Raw genomic sequence first — 16,012 nt, forward strand, 5'->3', positions numbered from 1 at the left:
GCGTCAGGAACTCCCGGCCGTTCGTTCGCGTGACCGAGGGTCCCGGGCGTCGGTCGAGACCCGGGACCCTCGGATTGTTCGATACCGCTGAGGATTCGCTCCGCCCGGGGTCAGGGCTGCTGCGAGACAGTCGCGCAGTTGGAGACCTCGGGCATGCCGTTCAGGCGGTCGCTAAGCCAGGTGACCGCGGTGCCCTGGTCGACGAGCAGGGAGTCGACGTGGTTCAGCATCGGGCTGGGGCCATCGATGCCCGAGATCGGGGCGTAGACGACGTTGCCGCCGCGCAGGCACCAGTCGAGGGCCAGCTGGCGGGCCTGCGCGTGCTGGACGAGGTTGTCGTGCACGCCGGTGGCGACACGCACGATCCCGGCCGGCTTCTGCGTTCCGATCCGCTGCTGCTCGAAGGGCACCCGGAACTGGGGGTCGGCCGCGAATATCGCCGAGATGGACTGCCCGGTCTTCGTCCAGGCCGTGCTGCGCTGGTAGGAGTAGGTGAACATCGCGTCCCACAGGCACCTGGTGGAGAGGTCCTTGAGGACCGCCCTGCCGATGAAGCTGAGGTGCTTATCCAGCAGGGCCTGGAAGGACGGGTCGGACTGCACGAACCCGTTCAAGTTCCAGCCGATGGCACCGACCAGTTCGGTGCCATCGATACCCGCCCCGACCGCAGCGAGGTCGGCCGGTGCCGCGCCCACATAGCTCGCGCGCACGGGGACGTCCGGCGCGTAGGTCGGCTGGAGCTCGAGTGCCGCGCCGACCGCCCCGCCGCCCTGGCTGAACCCGTACAGACCGGTCGGTGAGTCGACGGTGACGGACGCACCGGGCAGGGATCGTGCAGCCCGCGCGGCGTCGAGCACCGCGTGACCCTCGTCGAGCCGGTTGACGTAGGTGTGCACCCGATCCGTGGTTCCCAGGCCGATGTAATCGGTGACGGCGACCGCGATGCCCTTGCTCAGCAGCCGGTACATCGACAGATTTTCGACCCCGATCGAGAGGGTGCTGTCACCAAAGGCGACCACGTTCTGCAGTCCCAGGGAGGCGGAACACTGATCGCCCTGACCCATCGTTCCCGGCGCGACGACGACCAACGGGCGCGGGCCGCTGCCCGACCACCTCGCCGATGGCTCGATGTACGCACCGGTCACGGCGGCGGGCTGGCCGTTCGAGTCGGTGGTCTTGTACATGATCCGGGTTGCCCGTCCCGGAAGGGGTCTGCCGTCCAGGCCCGGTAGCGACAGCGACAGCGGCAGCGGTTCGCTGCGTACCAGAGCCCCGTTCTCGGCGGGCAACTGGGCGGGCGGGGAGTAGAACGCGGGAATCGTGATGCCCCGGGACACGGTGTTGGCACTCGCTGCGGCTCCTGGGAGCGCTGCCAGACCGAGTCCGACCACGGCGGCGAGTGCCGCAGTGCGGGCGAGAGTGCGTGCGGACATGCGGTGGACCTCCATTGATGAGGGTGATTGACATGACCGCAGGGGTGCTTCGACGTCCGAGACGCTAAACCCTGCGGGTGAGACGGGAGGTGGCGGGCAGGCGCGCGCTTTCTCGGCGCGGGTCAACGCAACTGCACGCCAATGTTTCCGTCATGTGACCATTGGTCACATGACCAGTGGTCACATTAGCCCTCTCCGGTAGGGGCGACAAGACCCGTCGATCGCTCTCGTTCGATGCGTGTCAAGGATCTTGGACAGTGATTCGGGTTGCTGATCAGGCTGCTGGTCGCTGTTGCCGGTGGCTCGGTAAGGACTTCGGCGGGGGTGCGGTAGCCCAGCCGGGAGTGCAGGCGTTGCCGGTTGTAGAACACTTCGATGTACTCGGCCACGGCCAACGGTGGCTGTCTCCGCACGGGCGCGGGCCTGCCACGCGGAGAACGTCGAGCGGGGCACGGCCAGCAGCCGGCACATGAACACGATCGGGTAGGTGGCCTTCTCCGCCTCAATCACCGCGCAGCGCGCCGCTACGGGTGCGTCCGGGCTAAGAAGGCAGCGGCTTTTACGGGAACTCGTTCTCCATCCGCAGCCGGCGGACCTCGTCTTCCCACTCTTGCACGCGGGCGTGATCCGCAGGCGACAGTGCAGGCTCGGGTGCCGGGTTCGCCCGCCGCCACGCGTTGACCCAGCTGCCAAAGGTCCGTCGTGGATAGCAAGATCGCGGGCGACCTCCGCAACCGGACGGCCGGTTTCGATCACCAACTGCACCGCCTCAGCCTTGACCTGCGGACTGAGCCACGACGCTGCTCGGACATAGGCCTCTCAGAAGAGAACCCCTGTCCAAAATCCTTGATACACCTCAGTCGCGACCCGGAGATACGGGTGGGACGTCGCGTCGCGTCCGGATGGTGCACGCGGGATCGGTGCCGGGACGAGGGCCGCCGTCAGCGGTGCTCGGCCAAGGAAACGGCCGTTCGTAGGAGCGCGAGCTGGCCCGCCACGACGCCGGTGAAGTTAGGGTCGCGCGCACGTGAGCGAATCGCGGCGCGCCAGGCCTCGTGTGCCGGGCGATGCTCAGAAGTCGGCGGGGCTCCCCGGCGCTGTCTCTTCGATCGCTCCATGGTCGGCGACTACTGTGCAAGAGGCGTTCGACGAGCTGGCAGCGGCGGCGAGTCCAATGGTGTCGAGGACGTAGCCGTCACGTGTGCGCCCGTTCGGCTCAGCTCGATGGCCACCGCACGACCGATCCACGACCCGGCTCCGGGCAAGACGGCGACCGTGTCATCGAAGGTACTCACTGCCGGACGGGTACGCGGCTGTTGAGGAACGCGATCTGGTCGGCGACCACGCCCTCGAAGTGAGGGTCGACGTAAGGATCGAAATGGCCGCAGGGATAGGTCTTGAACTCCGAGTCCGGGATTCTCCCGGCGACCCAGCGTGACGCCTTCGTCGGGGTGAGTTCGTCTCGCTCCCCAGCCTGAATCAGTGTCGGGGCGGTGATGCGGTGCGCGCGCAGGCCGGGAGAGTAGCGCGGCATGTGCAGCAGGATGCGGGCTGCGACGCGGTTGCGAGGTAGGAAGCTGTCGACATCCAGGCCCTCGGCGAGTCGTCGCAGGATTCCCGTGCCGTCGTCCTCGAGCATGACGGCGAGGGTGCCGGTGTCTCCGATCGACGGTAGGTAGTAGGGCGAGCGACCGGTGAGCTGCCGTGTCAGGTCCTTGACGGCCGCGACTCCGAGGCGGGTGACGTGGCGGGCTCCCATCGCGATCGTGGCGTGCGGTCCGGAGACGTGGGGGACCTGGGCGATGACTGCGGCGAGGTCGTGGTCGCCGGCCGCGGTGTGCAGGACGTGCCCGCCACTGAGCGAGGAGCCCCAGGCGATGACCCGTCCGGTGTCGACCCCGGGCAGCGCGCGTGCGTAGGCGATGGCTGCCCGCCAGTCTTGCTGTTGGCGGGACAGGCTCAGCAGTTCGCGGGGCCGGCCAGTGCTGTCACCGAAGTGCCGGTAGTCGAAGACGAGGACGGCGTACCCGGCTTCGGCGAAGCGCTGCGCGTAGGCGTCAAGCCGCAGTGTCCGGATCGCGCCGAAGCCATGCGCCATCACGATGACCGGTGGCCGTTCAACGTTCTCGGGCCGGTAAAGCCAGGCGGCGCAAAGTTCTCGGCCTACCGAGAACGTGACATCCGATCGTCGAGCGTCGGCAGGTGTGGTGGGCTCCGGGTTCATCGGATCTCACCAACCAGCGGAAGCCGTTTCTCGGCGCCTCCGCGGGCTCGTTTTGAGCCCCGGGCTCGCTCGACCCGCAAGGTTCGCATGTAGTCGTCGAAGTCCACCTGGATGGTGTGTCGCTTGCTGCGGACGTAGCGTTTCGCGAGTGAGGCGCGGTAGTGGTTGATCTCGGTCTCCATTTCGGGGGTGCCCGGGAGGGCGTAGAGGCCTTGCAGGTGGTCGGCGAGGATCTCGGACTGGCGTTCGGCGATCGGCATGATCGCGCCGAGGGGCTGGATCAGTCCGACGAAGTACAGGTGTTGCGTGGTGGTGGAGAACATCCTCTTGTAGAGGCGGATGTCGTTGCTGTCGCCGGGGTCCAGGAACGCCGGATCGAAGAACGGGAAGCTCAGCTTGTACCCAGTGCAGTAGACGACGAGGTCCGCTTCGACCCGGCTGCCGTCGGTGAACAGGACAGCATCGCGTTCGAACCGCTCGATGGTGGGCTTCGGGGTGATCTCGCCGTGGGCCAGGCGGTCTAGGATCCGGCTCGACATCGTGGGGTGGGCCTGGGCGAACTTGTGGTCGGGTGCCGGCAGTCCGTACCGGTTCATGGGGCCGGTTGCCGCCTTGAAGAGAAGCCGCGCCAACGGCCAGCGAACGGCGCCGGGGATCCACTCCTTGCCGGCGATCTGGTCGTAAGGCCGGCCGAAGACGTATTTGGGGATGATGTGCACTCCACTGCGGGCTGCCAGGTAGGTTGCTCGTGCGTGGTAGCTGGCGTCGACGGCGATGTCCATGGCGCTGTTGCCCATCCCGAGGACGACGACCCGTTTGCCGGCGAGCTGGGTCTCGCTGGAGTAGCTGTGCGAGTGGATCTGTTCGATGCTCGTCGTGTCGGAGCCGGGAAAGGCGGGTTCGGGCCAGCGCGGGTCCCAATGGTGTCCGTTGGCTACGCAGACGGCGTCGTAGTAGCGACGCTCACCCGTGGTAAGGGTGACCTCGAAGCCGCCGCCGGCCAACGGCTCGACGTGGCTCACCCCGGTGCCGAACACGATCCGGTCACGGAAGCTGAAGTGGTCGACGTAGGCGTCGAAGTAGGCCGCGATCTGGTCGTGGCGGGCGAAGTCCGGCAGATGGTCGAGCATCGGGAAGTCGCTGAACTGCATGCGTTCCCTGGACGTGTTGATGTGCAACGAACGGTACGCGGCAGAGACACCGTTCTTGTTGCCCCACACCCAGTTCCCGCCGACACGGTCGGAGAGCTCGTAGCAGTCGAAGGCGATGCCGCGCTCGTGCAGCACCTTCGCGGTGGCGATCCCCGAGGAACCGGCGCCGATGATGCACGTACGGACCGGAACGGACGACATCGTCGAGCCTCCACACGATTGTGACCGGTGGTCATATGACTGGTGGTCACTGTAAGGTCCCGTCCTGTGGCGCGCAACGCTCCCCCAACACCGTCCTCTGGCCGGCGGCCTGCCCTGGAGGTGATCCGACGCGCCCCGGTCGACGCCGAGAACCGCCCGCCGTTGCTGTTCGTGCACGGCCTCGGCCACGGCGCCTGGTGCTGGGAACACTGGCTCGACGCCGCCGTGGATGCCGGTTACCCCGCCGCCGCCGTGTCATTGCGGGGCCACGCCGCAAGCGGCGGGTCGCTGCGATGGGCGACGCTTGGCTCCTACGTCGACGACGTGGTCCGGGTCGCGGCGACGTTCCCGCGCCGGGTCGTCCTGATCGGCCATTCGATGGGAGGGCTGGTGGTGCAGCGGGCGCTCGCCCGTTACGCGGCCCGGGCAGCCGTGCTGGTCGCGCCGGTCCCGGCTCGGCCAGCCGTCGGGTCCCTCGTCAGCATCGCCCGGCGCCATCCCGTTGACGCGCTGCGTCTGATGCTGGGGGCAAGCCTGCCCCTGCGCCCCGACTACCTCTTCACCGGCCTCTCCACCGCCGACGCGACACGCAACTCAGCGCGGTGCGGTCCGGAATCGTCTCTGGCCCAGTATCAACTGCTGTTCCATCGACCGTCGCCGCTCCCGCGCGGCAAGCCGCCCGTGCTGGTCCTCGCCACCCCGGACGACCGCCTCGTCCCCCTCGGCGGCATCCGGGCAACGGCCCGTCGCTACCACGCCGAAGTGCAGGAGTTCCCCGGCATGGGCCACGACCTGATGCTCGACGCGGGCTGGGAGCGGCCCGCGGAGGCGATGCTCACCTGGCTTCGGCGAGCGCCGGCCCCGTACTGATCGGGTGAGCCTGGTCGGAGGTCCCGTAGGCCGCCTCCAGCGGCGCAAGCAGCCGCTCGATGGAGGCCTGCCGTTCGGCGAGGTCTGACGAGGCGAGATCGAGTACGGGATCCAGCCCCGGGTGATGCGGGGCGAGGGCAAGGTGTGGCAGCAGCAGGAGCAGCCACGCCTGGATCGCGTCCAGGTCGGCGTCGGCCCGCAGTTCGCCGCGCTCATGGGCCAACTCCAGCAACGGCGTGAGGACCTCGACGTAGTGCCGGTTAGCGACTGCCCGGACCGCGACCCGGGCGGTGCCCTCCGGTTCGAGGTTGACCGCGGCGGTGAAGGCGAGGTCGAGAGGGTGGTCATCGAAGTAGGCGACCCAGACCCGGGCCCACTCACGGAAGGCCGCGAAGAAGCCTGTATCCCACGGCAGGTGGGGGATCTGCTCCTCCATCGCAGCCCGGATTCGCTGGCTTGCCAGCTCCGAGAGGTAGGCGTAGAGGTCGACCTTGTCGTGGAAGTACTGGAAAAGGCTGCCCTTCGATACGCCGGCGTTGCGGGCAACGACGTTCAGGCTGCCCGCCGAGAACCCGTGCTCGGCGAACTCCGCCTCGGCCGCCGCGAGCACTGCAGCGCGACGAGACTCGGGAAGCCGTTCCCACGTCGCCGTCGGCATAGTCGAGTCCTCTCTGCGCACCGGTCATGTCTTGAGGAGCATCCCATCCGAGCACCGGCCACCGGTGGGATCCATGCTGAGCGCGACGGACGAGAGCCCCGAACGTTGCCGCTACATCAAGACTATCTAGCGCCCCCCTAGGAAACACCACTGGAGGCACGCCTCATGGGTGCGGTTGTGTCGCCGTGCTTGCGCTGGAAGCCGACACGCAGATCGCTTGGATCACACGCAAGGGCCTCCCACTGCTGGACGAACTGGCGATGGAGTCTGACGACGGATTCGGCTCGTGTCGACCTTCACCTAGCGTGCCTGGTTGAACGCCACGGCGTTGTCGGTGTTGGTCGAGATCGGCCAACACCTCAGTTCGACGAGCGGTGAGCACCATGCAGGCCTGTGGCAAATCGAGGCCTTGGCCAGGAGAACGGAATGGGACCACGTAAGGCGTCGGCAAGGGCGGCATTGACTCTCTTGGCCTGACCGCCGCACTACTTTCGGCACGAGCGTGCGCCGGACCGACCCAGCCTGCATCACGCGACGTAACGGCCATCAGTCGGCCGCTGCACGCGCTCGGCGGCATGAGCGCGCACTCGATCTTGGCCATCGCTACGTAGTCGTCGAAGGCGCCGCAGCGCAGGCGCCCTTCCCCCCGCTGAAGTCCTCGATGAAGCTCAGTGCTGGGCATCCCGGCGGTCCCGAGCAGGCCCTCCTACAGTGGGTGCTTGTGCTTTACGGCAGATCTGCGGAGAATAGGGCGCTCGACGAGGTGATCGCGCGGGCCCGCGACGGCTCCGGCGGCGCGGTGGTGTTGCGGGGCGAGGCCGGCGTGGGCAAGACCGCCCTTCTCGATGCGGCGGCCGCGCGAGGCGGTGCGATGCGTGTGCTACGGACCACCGGCGTCGAGCCCGAGTCCGACCTCGCGTTCGCGGCGCTGCACCAGGTGCTGTGGCCGGTGACCGGCTCGCTCGACGCGCTGCCCGAACCGCAACGTGACGCTGTGAGCGCGGCCCTGGGGCTTGCCACGGGCAGTGTCGGGGACCGGTTCCTGCTGGGCGCAGGCGTGCTCTCGCTGCTGGCTGAGGCCGCCGCGCCGGACGGGCTGATCTGCGTGGTCGACGACTTCCAGTGGGTCGACCGGGCCTCGGCCGACGCGCTGCTGTTCGCCGCCAGGCGGCTGAGGACGGAACGGATCGCGATGTTGTTCGCCGTGCGCGGGGACGTTCCGGTCAAGGGCGTGCCGCTGACAGTGGACCTGCGCGGCCTGCCCGAGTCCGCAGCGGCCGAGCTGCTGGCGTCCCGCCACGGTGTGCTGCCACGGCAGACCCGCATCACCGGGCGGGAGTGTCGCGGGCTACGCGCCGAGCGGGGTCCCCGCGCCGTCCGGCACGCTCCCCAGCGGCGAACACCGCCACCGGCCACGATCGGGTGCACGCTCATCGGCATGAGAGTGGATTGGGCTCGTCGCTGGTCGGGCGGGTTGCTCGTTGGCATAGGTATGCCGGGAACGAAGCGTCGTACGCCGCTGGTGGTGGTGAAGGAGCCCAGGACGGCGCCTATGTCGGAGGAGAACCGGCAGCAGGCGGTCGTCGCGCTCGCCGTCATGATCGGCGAGTGGTGGTCGGGTGACCAGGGCCGGAGCGCCGTTGCCGATGGGTTGGACCAGGACGGCGGCGCTACGGCTGGTGGCGGTCGCTGAAACGGTCAGGATGTGCGGTGCCGGACGGCCCGTAGCGTGACGACTGGCCCCTGAGCTGTGGGTATGCGGTTCTTATTCCGCCAACTATGGTCCACCAACCTGGCCGCCGGGCACCGCTCGGCTCTGCCAGTAGCCGGTTACCCGCCAGCGCGGAGTACCTCGCTCAGCCGGTCGCGTCGCCGCAACGCCGACTCGACAGGTACGACAGTGGCGGCCGCCGCGAGCAACGCCACGCTCACCACGCCGAGCAGCCACCACGGCAGGACCGCCGCCGGGTCGACGGCCTGGCCGGTGAGCAGCCGCAGGTCGAGTGGGCCGAGCGTCAGCCGTGCGAGAAGGGCCCCGAGCAGCGGGCCGCACACCGCGGCTACCACGACCGGCGGCAGCAGCTCTCCGGCGGCGACCCAGCGGGCGTCGCGTGGCCGCAGGCCGAGGGTCCGCAGCCGGGTCAGGGTCTGCCACCGCTCCGACGCGCCCGCGGCGGCCGCGAGCGCGAGACCGAGCAACCCCAGCGCCAGCAGCACCGCGGCGGCCGTCCACGCCAGCCGGAGGAGCCCTGCGGTCAACGGAGCCACCCGCTGCGCCCGCAGGACGTCCGGGCGCAGGACGACGTCGGCCGCGACGCCGCTGTTCGACACGGCCCGCGCCGCGCCGGGACCGGTCACCCAGACGGTGTTCGGAACGGCGGGCAGCCCGGCGTCGGCGAGGGCCGCGGCGTCCACGATGACGACGTCACCGGCGCCCCCGACGGAGGGCGCGGCACCGACCGCGACGAGGCGGATCGCCGGACCGCCGTCGCGGGGAAGCTGCAACCGCGTGCCGGGCCGCACATCGCCGTCGCTCGACCGGACCAGCGCCGGGACGTCCCCGGGGCCGGGTGCCGTGAGCCGGACCAGCGCCGGCGCGTCGGGCAGCGGGGTGGTTGCCAGCAGGCGCCCGAACGCGGCGGCGTCCACGATGACCAGGCGTGGGGTGGACAGTGTCGAATCGGTGAAGACGCGCGCCGAGTCCGTCACCTGCGCGACGACGACCTGCTCCACCCCGGGCGCGGCGGCGATGCGCTCGGCGAGTGCGGGCGTGGCGGCCTCGGCGTCGGCGCCCACGTCGAGGCGGGCGTCGGCGCCGACGGCGCTCCACGCGCCGTCGGCCAGGCCCCGGGTGACCGTGGCGCCGAGGATGAGCGCGAACGACGCGAGCGCCGTGGTGCTCACCAGAACCAGCAGCGGCAGCGCCCGCCCGGCCGTGGTCGCCGCCCGAGCGGCACCGAACACGGCAAGCGGGCGGCGCGAGCGCAGAGCCTGCCGGAGCGCGAACCGCGTCCCGAGGGGCAGCAGCCGGAGCAGGACGAGCGCGCCGACGAGCACGCCCAGAGCGGGTGCGCTGATCGGCAGGGTCTGGTCGCCGGTCAGCTCACCGGTGTCACCGCCGGAGGCGGCGGGCAGGAGCCCGCGCTGGCGCAGTGTGACGAGGGCGGCGACCGCGGCGACGAGGACCGCGGCCTCCACGGCGGCGCGGCGCAGCTGGCCGGTCGCCCGGACCCAGCGCCGGGCGGCCGGGTTGGCGGGTTGCCGCCGGTCGCGGCTGGCGCGGGCGGCGGCGAGGGTGCCGATCGCCGGCCCGGCGACGACACCGGCCAGGATCACGGGAACGACCCAGGACCAGGAGACGCCCGGAGCAACCGCGCGGGCGAGCGCGAGCCCGACGGCGGCGGCCGACAGGGACACCACTGTGGACTCGGCGATCAGTTCGGCGCCGAGGTCGGGTAGCGCCGCCCCACGCTGCCGGGCGGCGCTCAGCGCCGGGGTGCGGCGGCGCACCAGCAGGTCGGCGGCGAGCAGCAGGACCAGCACCGTGGCGGTGAGGACCCCGGCGAGCAGGACAGCGGCCTGTGCGGACACGGCGCTGATCCGCGTACGGGCGGTGCGCAGGGTGGTGTCGAGCTGCGACTCCCACTTCAGGGACTCGTCGCGGGCGCCTGACGAGCCGGAGGCCGCCTTGAGTTTGACCACCTGACCGGCGAGCGTCGCGGTGGTGTCCCAGGTGAGCGCGTCGGCTTCGGGGGCGAAGTGGACCGTGCGTCGCAGTTGGTCCTCGTCCACGGCGAGCCGGGCGTCCGGTAACGACTCGCGCGACAGCAGGCCGGCGAACCGGGTGACGCCCACGCCGTCGGCGCCGGGCACGGGGCGCAGGAGCGCCGGAGCCAGGAGCCAGGCGGGATCGCCGCTGTCCGCGGGTCGGTAGATCCCGCTGATCCGGACGTCCCTGTCGCGACCCCGGCCGTCCCTGACCGGGATCCGATCGCCGGGGCCGAGGTGGAGCGCGGCCGCGTCCGCCTCGCAGAGGCCCACCTGCACCGGCCAGGGCGGTCCGTCGTAGGGGGTCTCCAGGTACTCGTCGGGGACGGCGGAGCCGGGCGCGCTGCCGGCCACCCAGGTCACGTCCGGGCCGCCGGCGTCACCGGCCAGGTAGGTGAACTGGAAGGTACGCGGCACGTCGCCGTCGGTGATGCTCAGGATCGGGCCGTTGACGACGGCGATGGGCGGAAGCAGTGCGGCGTCCAGGTCGGGCCCGAGCGCGTCTGTCGCCCGGGCGCGGAAGTCGTCGACGTCCTCGGCGAGGCGGGCTGTCCGTACCCGCCCGCCGGTCGGGCCGTCGTCCCGTTCCCAGTCGGCGTGTGCGAGGACGTTCGAGTCGTGGCCGGCGCGGCGGACCTCGTCCCGGACCGCGTCGTCGGCGGCGGCGCGCAGCAGCGCCGGCACGGCACCGGCGAGCAGCGCGACGGCCGCGATGACGGCGGCGGTGAGCAGCAGCGGTCCGGCGTCGGTCCGGCCCCGGCCGCGGATGCTGGGCCAGTGCGGCGTCGGCCACCGGCGGGCCAGCCACCGCTTCACGGCGCCACCCGCAGGTGCGCGGCGTCGGCCCGGCGGACCTGGACGGTGACCACGACGGCGACCGCCAGCAGGCATCCGGCCAGCAGGGCGGCGAGCAGTGCGGCCTCGGCCGGCCACGGCCACTGTGGCTGGGCGGCCGGAACGGGTGCGGCGCCGGTGTCGGAGCGTACGAGCAGGGGAGCGACGACGTGGGTGGCGAGCGCGCCGACGGCCGCGCCCGCCGCGAGCAGGGGCAGCAGGACGCCGGCGTGCTGGCCGAGCAGCACGGCCCGGATGTCGCGTCGGGACATTCCCAGGCCGCGCAGCCGCGCCACCTCGACGGCGCGGACCTGGAGATCGCAGGTGACGTGCAGGACGACGCCGGCGAGCAGGAGCAGGGCCGCGGCCGGGACGATGAGCCGGAGCGCGCCCGGCAGCCCGGCGCGCAGCGGGCCGCCGGTGAGGCGGGCGGTCTCCGCCTCGCGGGTCGTGACGGTGCCCAGGTGCAGGGCGGCGGCCCGTTCGGCGGCACCGGGACCGGCGGGGTGGCCGACCCACCAGGCGTCGACCGGGAACGACAGATCGCCGGTGACGACGCGTGCGCGGGACAGCGTGTCCAGGTCGGCCAGGATGGCGACGGCGCCGGGGGCGGACGGTACGGTCGGCACGACCTGGGTGACGACGATCGGGACGGGCGTGATGCCGATCGTGACACTGAGCTTGCTGCCGCTGTCGGCGCCGACCTCGTCGGCGAAGCGGGCGGAGACGGCGACGGGCACCGGTCCGGGGTCCGGGAAGGCGCTGGCGACGAGGGTTCGGGCGGCGTCGTCGGCGCCGCCGAGCTCGACTGTCGCGGCCATCCGCAGCGCGGTTCCCGTCGGCGTGGCGGACACCGTGACGGCCGGGTCGCTCACCCTGCTCGGGACCGGTGGCGCGGACGTGGCGGTCCAGTGCGATCCGTCAGTGGCCCTCTCCGCCGACCCGGCGGGCGGCACGGTGAGCGTGACGGCTACGGCCACCGGGCCGCCGACCGCGTCGGTGGTGACCGGCAGAGCGACGGCGACGAGGCGCAGCCCGTCGGCCGTCGCGCAGGTGGGCAGGTGGACCTCCCGGCCGTCGAGCGGTACGGGGGGACCGGTGCAGGACGTGCGGAGGCCGGCGGCGTCCTGCAACAGCAGCCGGGGCGTCACGGTCAGCGGGGTGTCGCCGGCCGCGGTTCCGCTCAGGACGAGTGGGGCGCCGGCCGGAACGGCGAGGCCGGTGACCCGGGTGCGTGGCGCCAGCGTGGCGGCGACGTCGGCCCATCCTCGGTCGCTGTCCACCCGCCCGCGCAGCAGCGCGTCGGCGCGGGTGGTGTCGACGGCGACCAGGCGCGGCGCGTCGCCTGCGGTGCCGAGCCACTGACCGACTGTGGTACCACGGTCGAGGGCCGGGCTCACCGCCCCGCCGGTGGCCGCGTCGACCAGCGCGCCGTCTCCGGCCACCGGCGCCGTGCCGAGGGTGAGTGCGAGGTCGGTGCCGACGGCGAGCGCGGCCTGGTCGCGCTGCGACTGGTGCCACGTGGTGTCGAAGGCGAGGCCGAAGGTCGCGGACGCGCAGGCCAGCCCGACCAGCAGCCCGGCGGCGACCGCCTGGGGTCGGCGGGCGGCCTCGGCGACCGCCAGCGGGAGCGCCAGCCCGCGGGCGCGGTACGCCAGCCGGTCGACGCCGCGCAGGGCGGGCAGTACCACCCGGAGCGCCAGGGCGGCGCCTGCGGTGAGCAGCAGCGCCGGCGCGAGCACCCGGACCGCGTCGGCGCGGGGGCTGGCGGCGGTGGGCTGCGCGTACAGCTGCCACCACCCGGCGGCGGCGAACACCGCTAGCAGCAGGTCGGCGCCGGAGCGGGCCAGCAGTTCGCGGCGGGTGCCCCGGTCGCCGGCTGCCGGGACGGGCCGGATCGCCAGGACTGTGAGAACGGCGGCGAGCACCAGCGCGCCACCGGCGACCGCGAGGACCTGGGCGCCGACGATGGCAGGCCGGACGGTCAGGCCGGCGTCGTCAAGTGGTGGCAGACGGGTCAGGCCGGCGTGCACTGCCGACGAGGCAGGTGTCGCGAGCGCGGCGGCGACGGCGGCGACGATTCCGGCCTCGAGTGTCGCGGTGGCGGCGAGTTGGCGACGGCTGGTGCCCACGGCGGACCGCAGGGCGGTCTCGTCGGCGCGTATGCCCGCTGTCAGCCGGCCGGCGAGGACGAGTGCCGTCGCGGTCAGGGCACCGCCGAGGACGGCGATGGCGAGCACGACGGCGGCGGTGACGTGTCGCTGGTCGTCGGCGGACCGCAGGGTCAGCGGCAGGTCGGAGGCGACACGGGCGAGCGTGACACGGTCGCCGAGGGTGCCGGCCAGCCGGCGGTCGGCGTCGCGGAAGCCTCCGGCCATCGCCTCCAGGTCACTGCGGTTGGCGTGGGACAGGTCCGGATGGGCGCTGATCTCCATCCGGTCGACTGTGGCTCCGGTGGTGACCAGGTCGGCGAGGTCCACGAGGAACGGGCCGTAGGCGTTCACCGGCTGCAGGAAGCGGCCGTCCCGGTAGCCGGTGGCGGAGCCGGCCGCGGCGAGCGGGTCGCGCTCCCAGCCGCGTCCCGGCAGCGGGCGTACGACACCGACGACTGTCACGTCGATGGCCGGGACGGGCGGGTGGGCCAACTCGGCGCCGAGGCGCACCCGCTGGCCGGGGGTGAGGCCGAGCAGGTGGGCGGTGGACTCCAGCAGCACCGCGTCGCCGGGGTGCTGCGGCCAGCGCCCGGTGAGCAGCTCGGCGCGGGCCGGCAGGTCGTCCATCCCGGACAGGTACGCCTGGGCCCCGACCGTGGTGCCCGGGGCGAGGGTGGGCGGCAGCGCCCGCAACACCGTCGAGGCCCGCGCGGTCGTCGTCACCGGGAACGGTGCGAACGCGGAGGCCACGACGGAACGGGTGTCGGCGGCGACGGACGGGACGTCCGGGCCCTCGACGGTTCCGGTGTAGACGGTCGCGTCGACGGCGGCGGGGGCGGCGCGGGCCATGGCGACCTCCAGTGCCCGCTCGGCGGTGCGGGTGACCAGCAGGGTGCAGGTCCCGAGCACTGTCGCGCCTATCGTGACGACACCGAGGAGGGCTGCCAGCAACGGCCACTGCGCGCGGGCACGCCGGCTGACCAGCCTCAGCATCGTCGGGTCACCTGGCGTCCGGTGCGGGCTCGCACGGCTGCCCGGCCGCCTGGTCGTCGAGGTGCCCGTCGTGCAGGCGGATCACCCGGTCGGCCAGGGCCATCATCACCGCGTCGTGCGTCGACACCAGGACGGTGACGCCTTCGGACTCCGCTATCCCGCGCAGCAGGGCCATCACCGACAGGCCTGTCTCGGCGTCCAGTTGCCCGGTGGGTTCGTCGGCGAGCAGGAGCCGGGGCGAGGCGGCCAGCGCGCGGGCGATCGCCACCCGCTGCTGCTGGCCGCCGGACAGCTCGGCCGGCCGCTGCCGGGCGTGGTCGGCCAGGCCGACCAGGTCCAGCAGCAGCTCGACCCGCCGTTCGCGCTCGGCCGGGGCGACGCGGGCCAGCCGCAGCGGCGCGGCGACGTTCTCCGTTGCCGACAGCACCGGGATCAACCCGAAGCTCTGAAAGACGTACGACACCTTCTCGCGTCGCAGCCGGGACAGGCCGTCCTCGTCGAGCGCCGTGACGTCGGTGCCGTCGATGTGCACGGTGCCGGCGTCCGGGCGGTCCAGGCCGCCGATGACGTTGAGCAGGGTGGTCTTGCCCGAACCGGACCTGCCGACGAGCGCCACCATGGAACCGGCGGCCACGTCGAACGACACGCCGCGCAGGGCGTGGACGACTGTCGGCCCGGTGCGGAAGCGCCTGTGTACGCCGCGCACGCGCAGCAGGGGCTCGCCGCTCATTCGCCGCTTCGCGAGTCGGAGCGGATCGTGATGTGGTCGGATTCCAGGGCCAGCCGGACCCGTCGGGTCAGTGACAGCGCCTCGCGGAACTCGCGGGGCACCTGGACCCGCCCGGCCCGGTCCATCACGGCGTACTCCTCGGCTGTCATGTGCGTGTCGCCCTCCGCGTCGGTGGTGGCGCGGCGCAGCATCTCGCTGCTGGTGCGACCGTCCCGGATCGCGACGGTCCGTTCGACCTGGCCGCTGACCTCCGGGTCGTGGGTCACCACGACGACTGTGACGCCGTACCGCCTGTTGACGTCCCGCAGCACACCGAAGACCTCCGCGGACGTGGCGGCGTCCAGCTCACCTGTCGGCTCGTCGGCGAGCAGGACCTGCGGCTGGTTGGCCAGTGCCACGGCGATCGCGACCCGCATCTGCTGCCCGCCGGAGAGTTGCCCGGGGCGGCGGTCGGCGCAGTCGGCGACGCCGAGGCTCTCCAGCAGCTCGGCCGCGCGCTCCCGGCGTTCCTTCTTCGCGGTACGGGCCGCCGTCATCGGCAGGTCCACCATCTCCCGCGCGGTCAGGTAGGGGATCAGGTTGCTCGCCGTCTGCTGCCGTACGAACCCGACGGTGTGCCGCCGGTAGTCCACCCGGTCCGCGCGGGACATCGCCAGCAGGTTCCACCTGTCGACCCGGACCCGCCCGGCGGTGGGGGCGTCGATGCCGGCCAGGATGGAGAGCAGCGTCGACTTGCCCGACCCGGAGGCGCCGACGACGGCGACCATCTCACCGCTCTGCACGGCCAGGTCCAGTCCCTGCAGTGCCTGTACCTCGACCGACCCGGTCTGGTAGATCCGCACCAGGTTCTCGCAGACGATGAGCGAGTCCCGGCCGAACTCGGGTGCCCGCGCGGACGGCCGCGGCAGGGACAGCGGGTTGCTGGACATTCCCAGCAGTTTCGCAATCGGCGGCTTCGTTGACCATGCCCCGGGGCGGCTTTTCTGGGTAACGCGCG

The 16,012-nt window shown here is 72.1% G+C and carries 10 protein-coding genes; 2 read left to right on the plus strand and 8 right to left on the minus strand.

All coding sequences use genetic code 11. The features are described from left to right. Positions 1-110 precede the first annotated feature (110 nt). From ACZ6N8_RS14520 to ACZ6N8_RS14530, 3 genes are all read right to left on the minus strand, one after another. Positions 111-1,289, minus strand: coding sequence for a lipase family protein (locus tag ACZ6N8_RS14520; RefSeq protein WP_466010206.1), 1,179 nt, complete (start codon positions 1,287-1,289; stop codon positions 111-113). Between the two features lie 1,435 nt (positions 1,290-2,724). Beyond that, positions 2,725-3,657, minus strand: coding sequence for an alpha/beta hydrolase (locus tag ACZ6N8_RS14525; protein WP_466010208.1), 933 nt, complete (start codon positions 3,655-3,657; stop codon positions 2,725-2,727). After that, positions 3,654-5,009, minus strand: a complete 1,356-nt coding sequence (locus ACZ6N8_RS14530) for a flavin-containing monooxygenase (protein ID WP_466010209.1) — start codon at positions 5,007-5,009, stop codon at positions 3,654-3,656. Before ACZ6N8_RS14530 ends, ACZ6N8_RS14525 begins: the two co-directional genes overlap by 4 nt. A 120-nt stretch (positions 5,010-5,129) precedes the next feature. On the opposite strand from ACZ6N8_RS14530, the gene ACZ6N8_RS14535 reads away from it, so the two are divergent. After that, complete coding sequence (locus tag ACZ6N8_RS14535; protein WP_179782788.1) at positions 5,130-5,879, plus strand: alpha/beta fold hydrolase; 750 nt, start codon at positions 5,130-5,132, stop codon at positions 5,877-5,879. Here ACZ6N8_RS14535 and ACZ6N8_RS14540 read toward each other — a convergent pair. Further along, positions 5,845-6,537 (minus strand): TetR/AcrR family transcriptional regulator, encoded by a 693-nt coding sequence (locus ACZ6N8_RS14540; protein WP_466010212.1) that lies wholly within the window; start codon positions 6,535-6,537, stop codon positions 5,845-5,847. The genes ACZ6N8_RS14535 and ACZ6N8_RS14540 overlap by 35 nt on opposite strands. 502 nt (positions 6,538-7,039) lie before the next feature. On the opposite strand from ACZ6N8_RS14540, the gene ACZ6N8_RS14545 reads away from it, so the two are divergent. Next, positions 7,040-8,230, plus strand: a complete 1,191-nt coding sequence (locus ACZ6N8_RS14545) for an AAA family ATPase (protein WP_466010214.1) — start codon at positions 7,040-7,042, stop codon at positions 8,228-8,230. Positions 8,231-8,367: 137 nt separating this feature from the next. On the opposite strand, the gene ACZ6N8_RS14550 is transcribed toward ACZ6N8_RS14545, so the two are convergent. Genes ACZ6N8_RS14550 through ACZ6N8_RS14565 form a run of 4 tightly spaced genes read right to left on the minus strand, consistent with a single transcriptional unit; the run spans position 8,368 to position 15,944 of the window. Further along, on the minus strand, positions 8,368-11,121 hold the full coding sequence (locus tag ACZ6N8_RS14550) for an FtsX-like permease family protein (RefSeq protein ID WP_466010216.1): 2,754 nt from the start codon (positions 11,119-11,121) through the stop codon (positions 8,368-8,370). Then, positions 11,118-14,285, minus strand: a complete 3,168-nt coding sequence (locus ACZ6N8_RS14555; RefSeq protein WP_466010218.1) for an FtsX-like permease family protein — start codon at positions 14,283-14,285, stop codon at positions 11,118-11,120. The genes ACZ6N8_RS14550 and ACZ6N8_RS14555 overlap by 4 nt, the downstream gene beginning before the upstream one ends. Before the next feature lie 7 nt (positions 14,286-14,292). After that, on the minus strand, positions 14,293-15,015 hold the full coding sequence (locus ACZ6N8_RS14560) for an ABC transporter ATP-binding protein (RefSeq protein ID WP_466010220.1): 723 nt from the start codon (positions 15,013-15,015) through the stop codon (positions 14,293-14,295). After that, complete coding sequence (locus ACZ6N8_RS14565) at positions 15,012-15,944, minus strand: ABC transporter ATP-binding protein (RefSeq protein WP_466010222.1); 933 nt, start codon at positions 15,942-15,944, stop codon at positions 15,012-15,014. The genes ACZ6N8_RS14560 and ACZ6N8_RS14565 overlap by 4 nt, the downstream gene beginning before the upstream one ends. Positions 15,945-16,012: the final 68 nt, after the last annotated feature.

The sequence above is a fragment of the Micromonospora sp. NPDC047521 genome (assembly GCF_055587305.1).

Coding starts and splice junctions, on each gene's coding strand:
- ACZ6N8_RS14560 (WP_466010220.1), bottom strand. CDS start 15,015: ATGAGCGGCGAGCCCCTGCTGCGCGTGCGCGGCGTACACAGGCGCTTC.
- ACZ6N8_RS14565 (WP_466010222.1), bottom strand. CDS start 15,944: ATGTCCAGCAACCCGCTGTCCCTGCCGCGGCCGTCCGCGCGGGCACCC.
- ACZ6N8_RS14530 (WP_466010209.1), bottom strand. CDS start 5,009: ATGTCGTCCGTTCCGGTCCGTACGTGCATCATCGGCGCCGGTTCCTCG.
- ACZ6N8_RS14540 (WP_466010212.1), bottom strand. CDS start 6,537: ATGCCGACGGCGACGTGGGAACGGCTTCCCGAGTCTCGTCGCGCTGCA.
- ACZ6N8_RS14555 (WP_466010218.1), bottom strand. CDS start 14,285: ATGCTGAGGCTGGTCAGCCGGCGTGCCCGCGCGCAGTGGCCGTTGCTG.
- ACZ6N8_RS14525 (WP_466010208.1), bottom strand. CDS start 3,657: ATGAACCCGGAGCCCACCACACCTGCCGACGCTCGACGATCGGATGTC.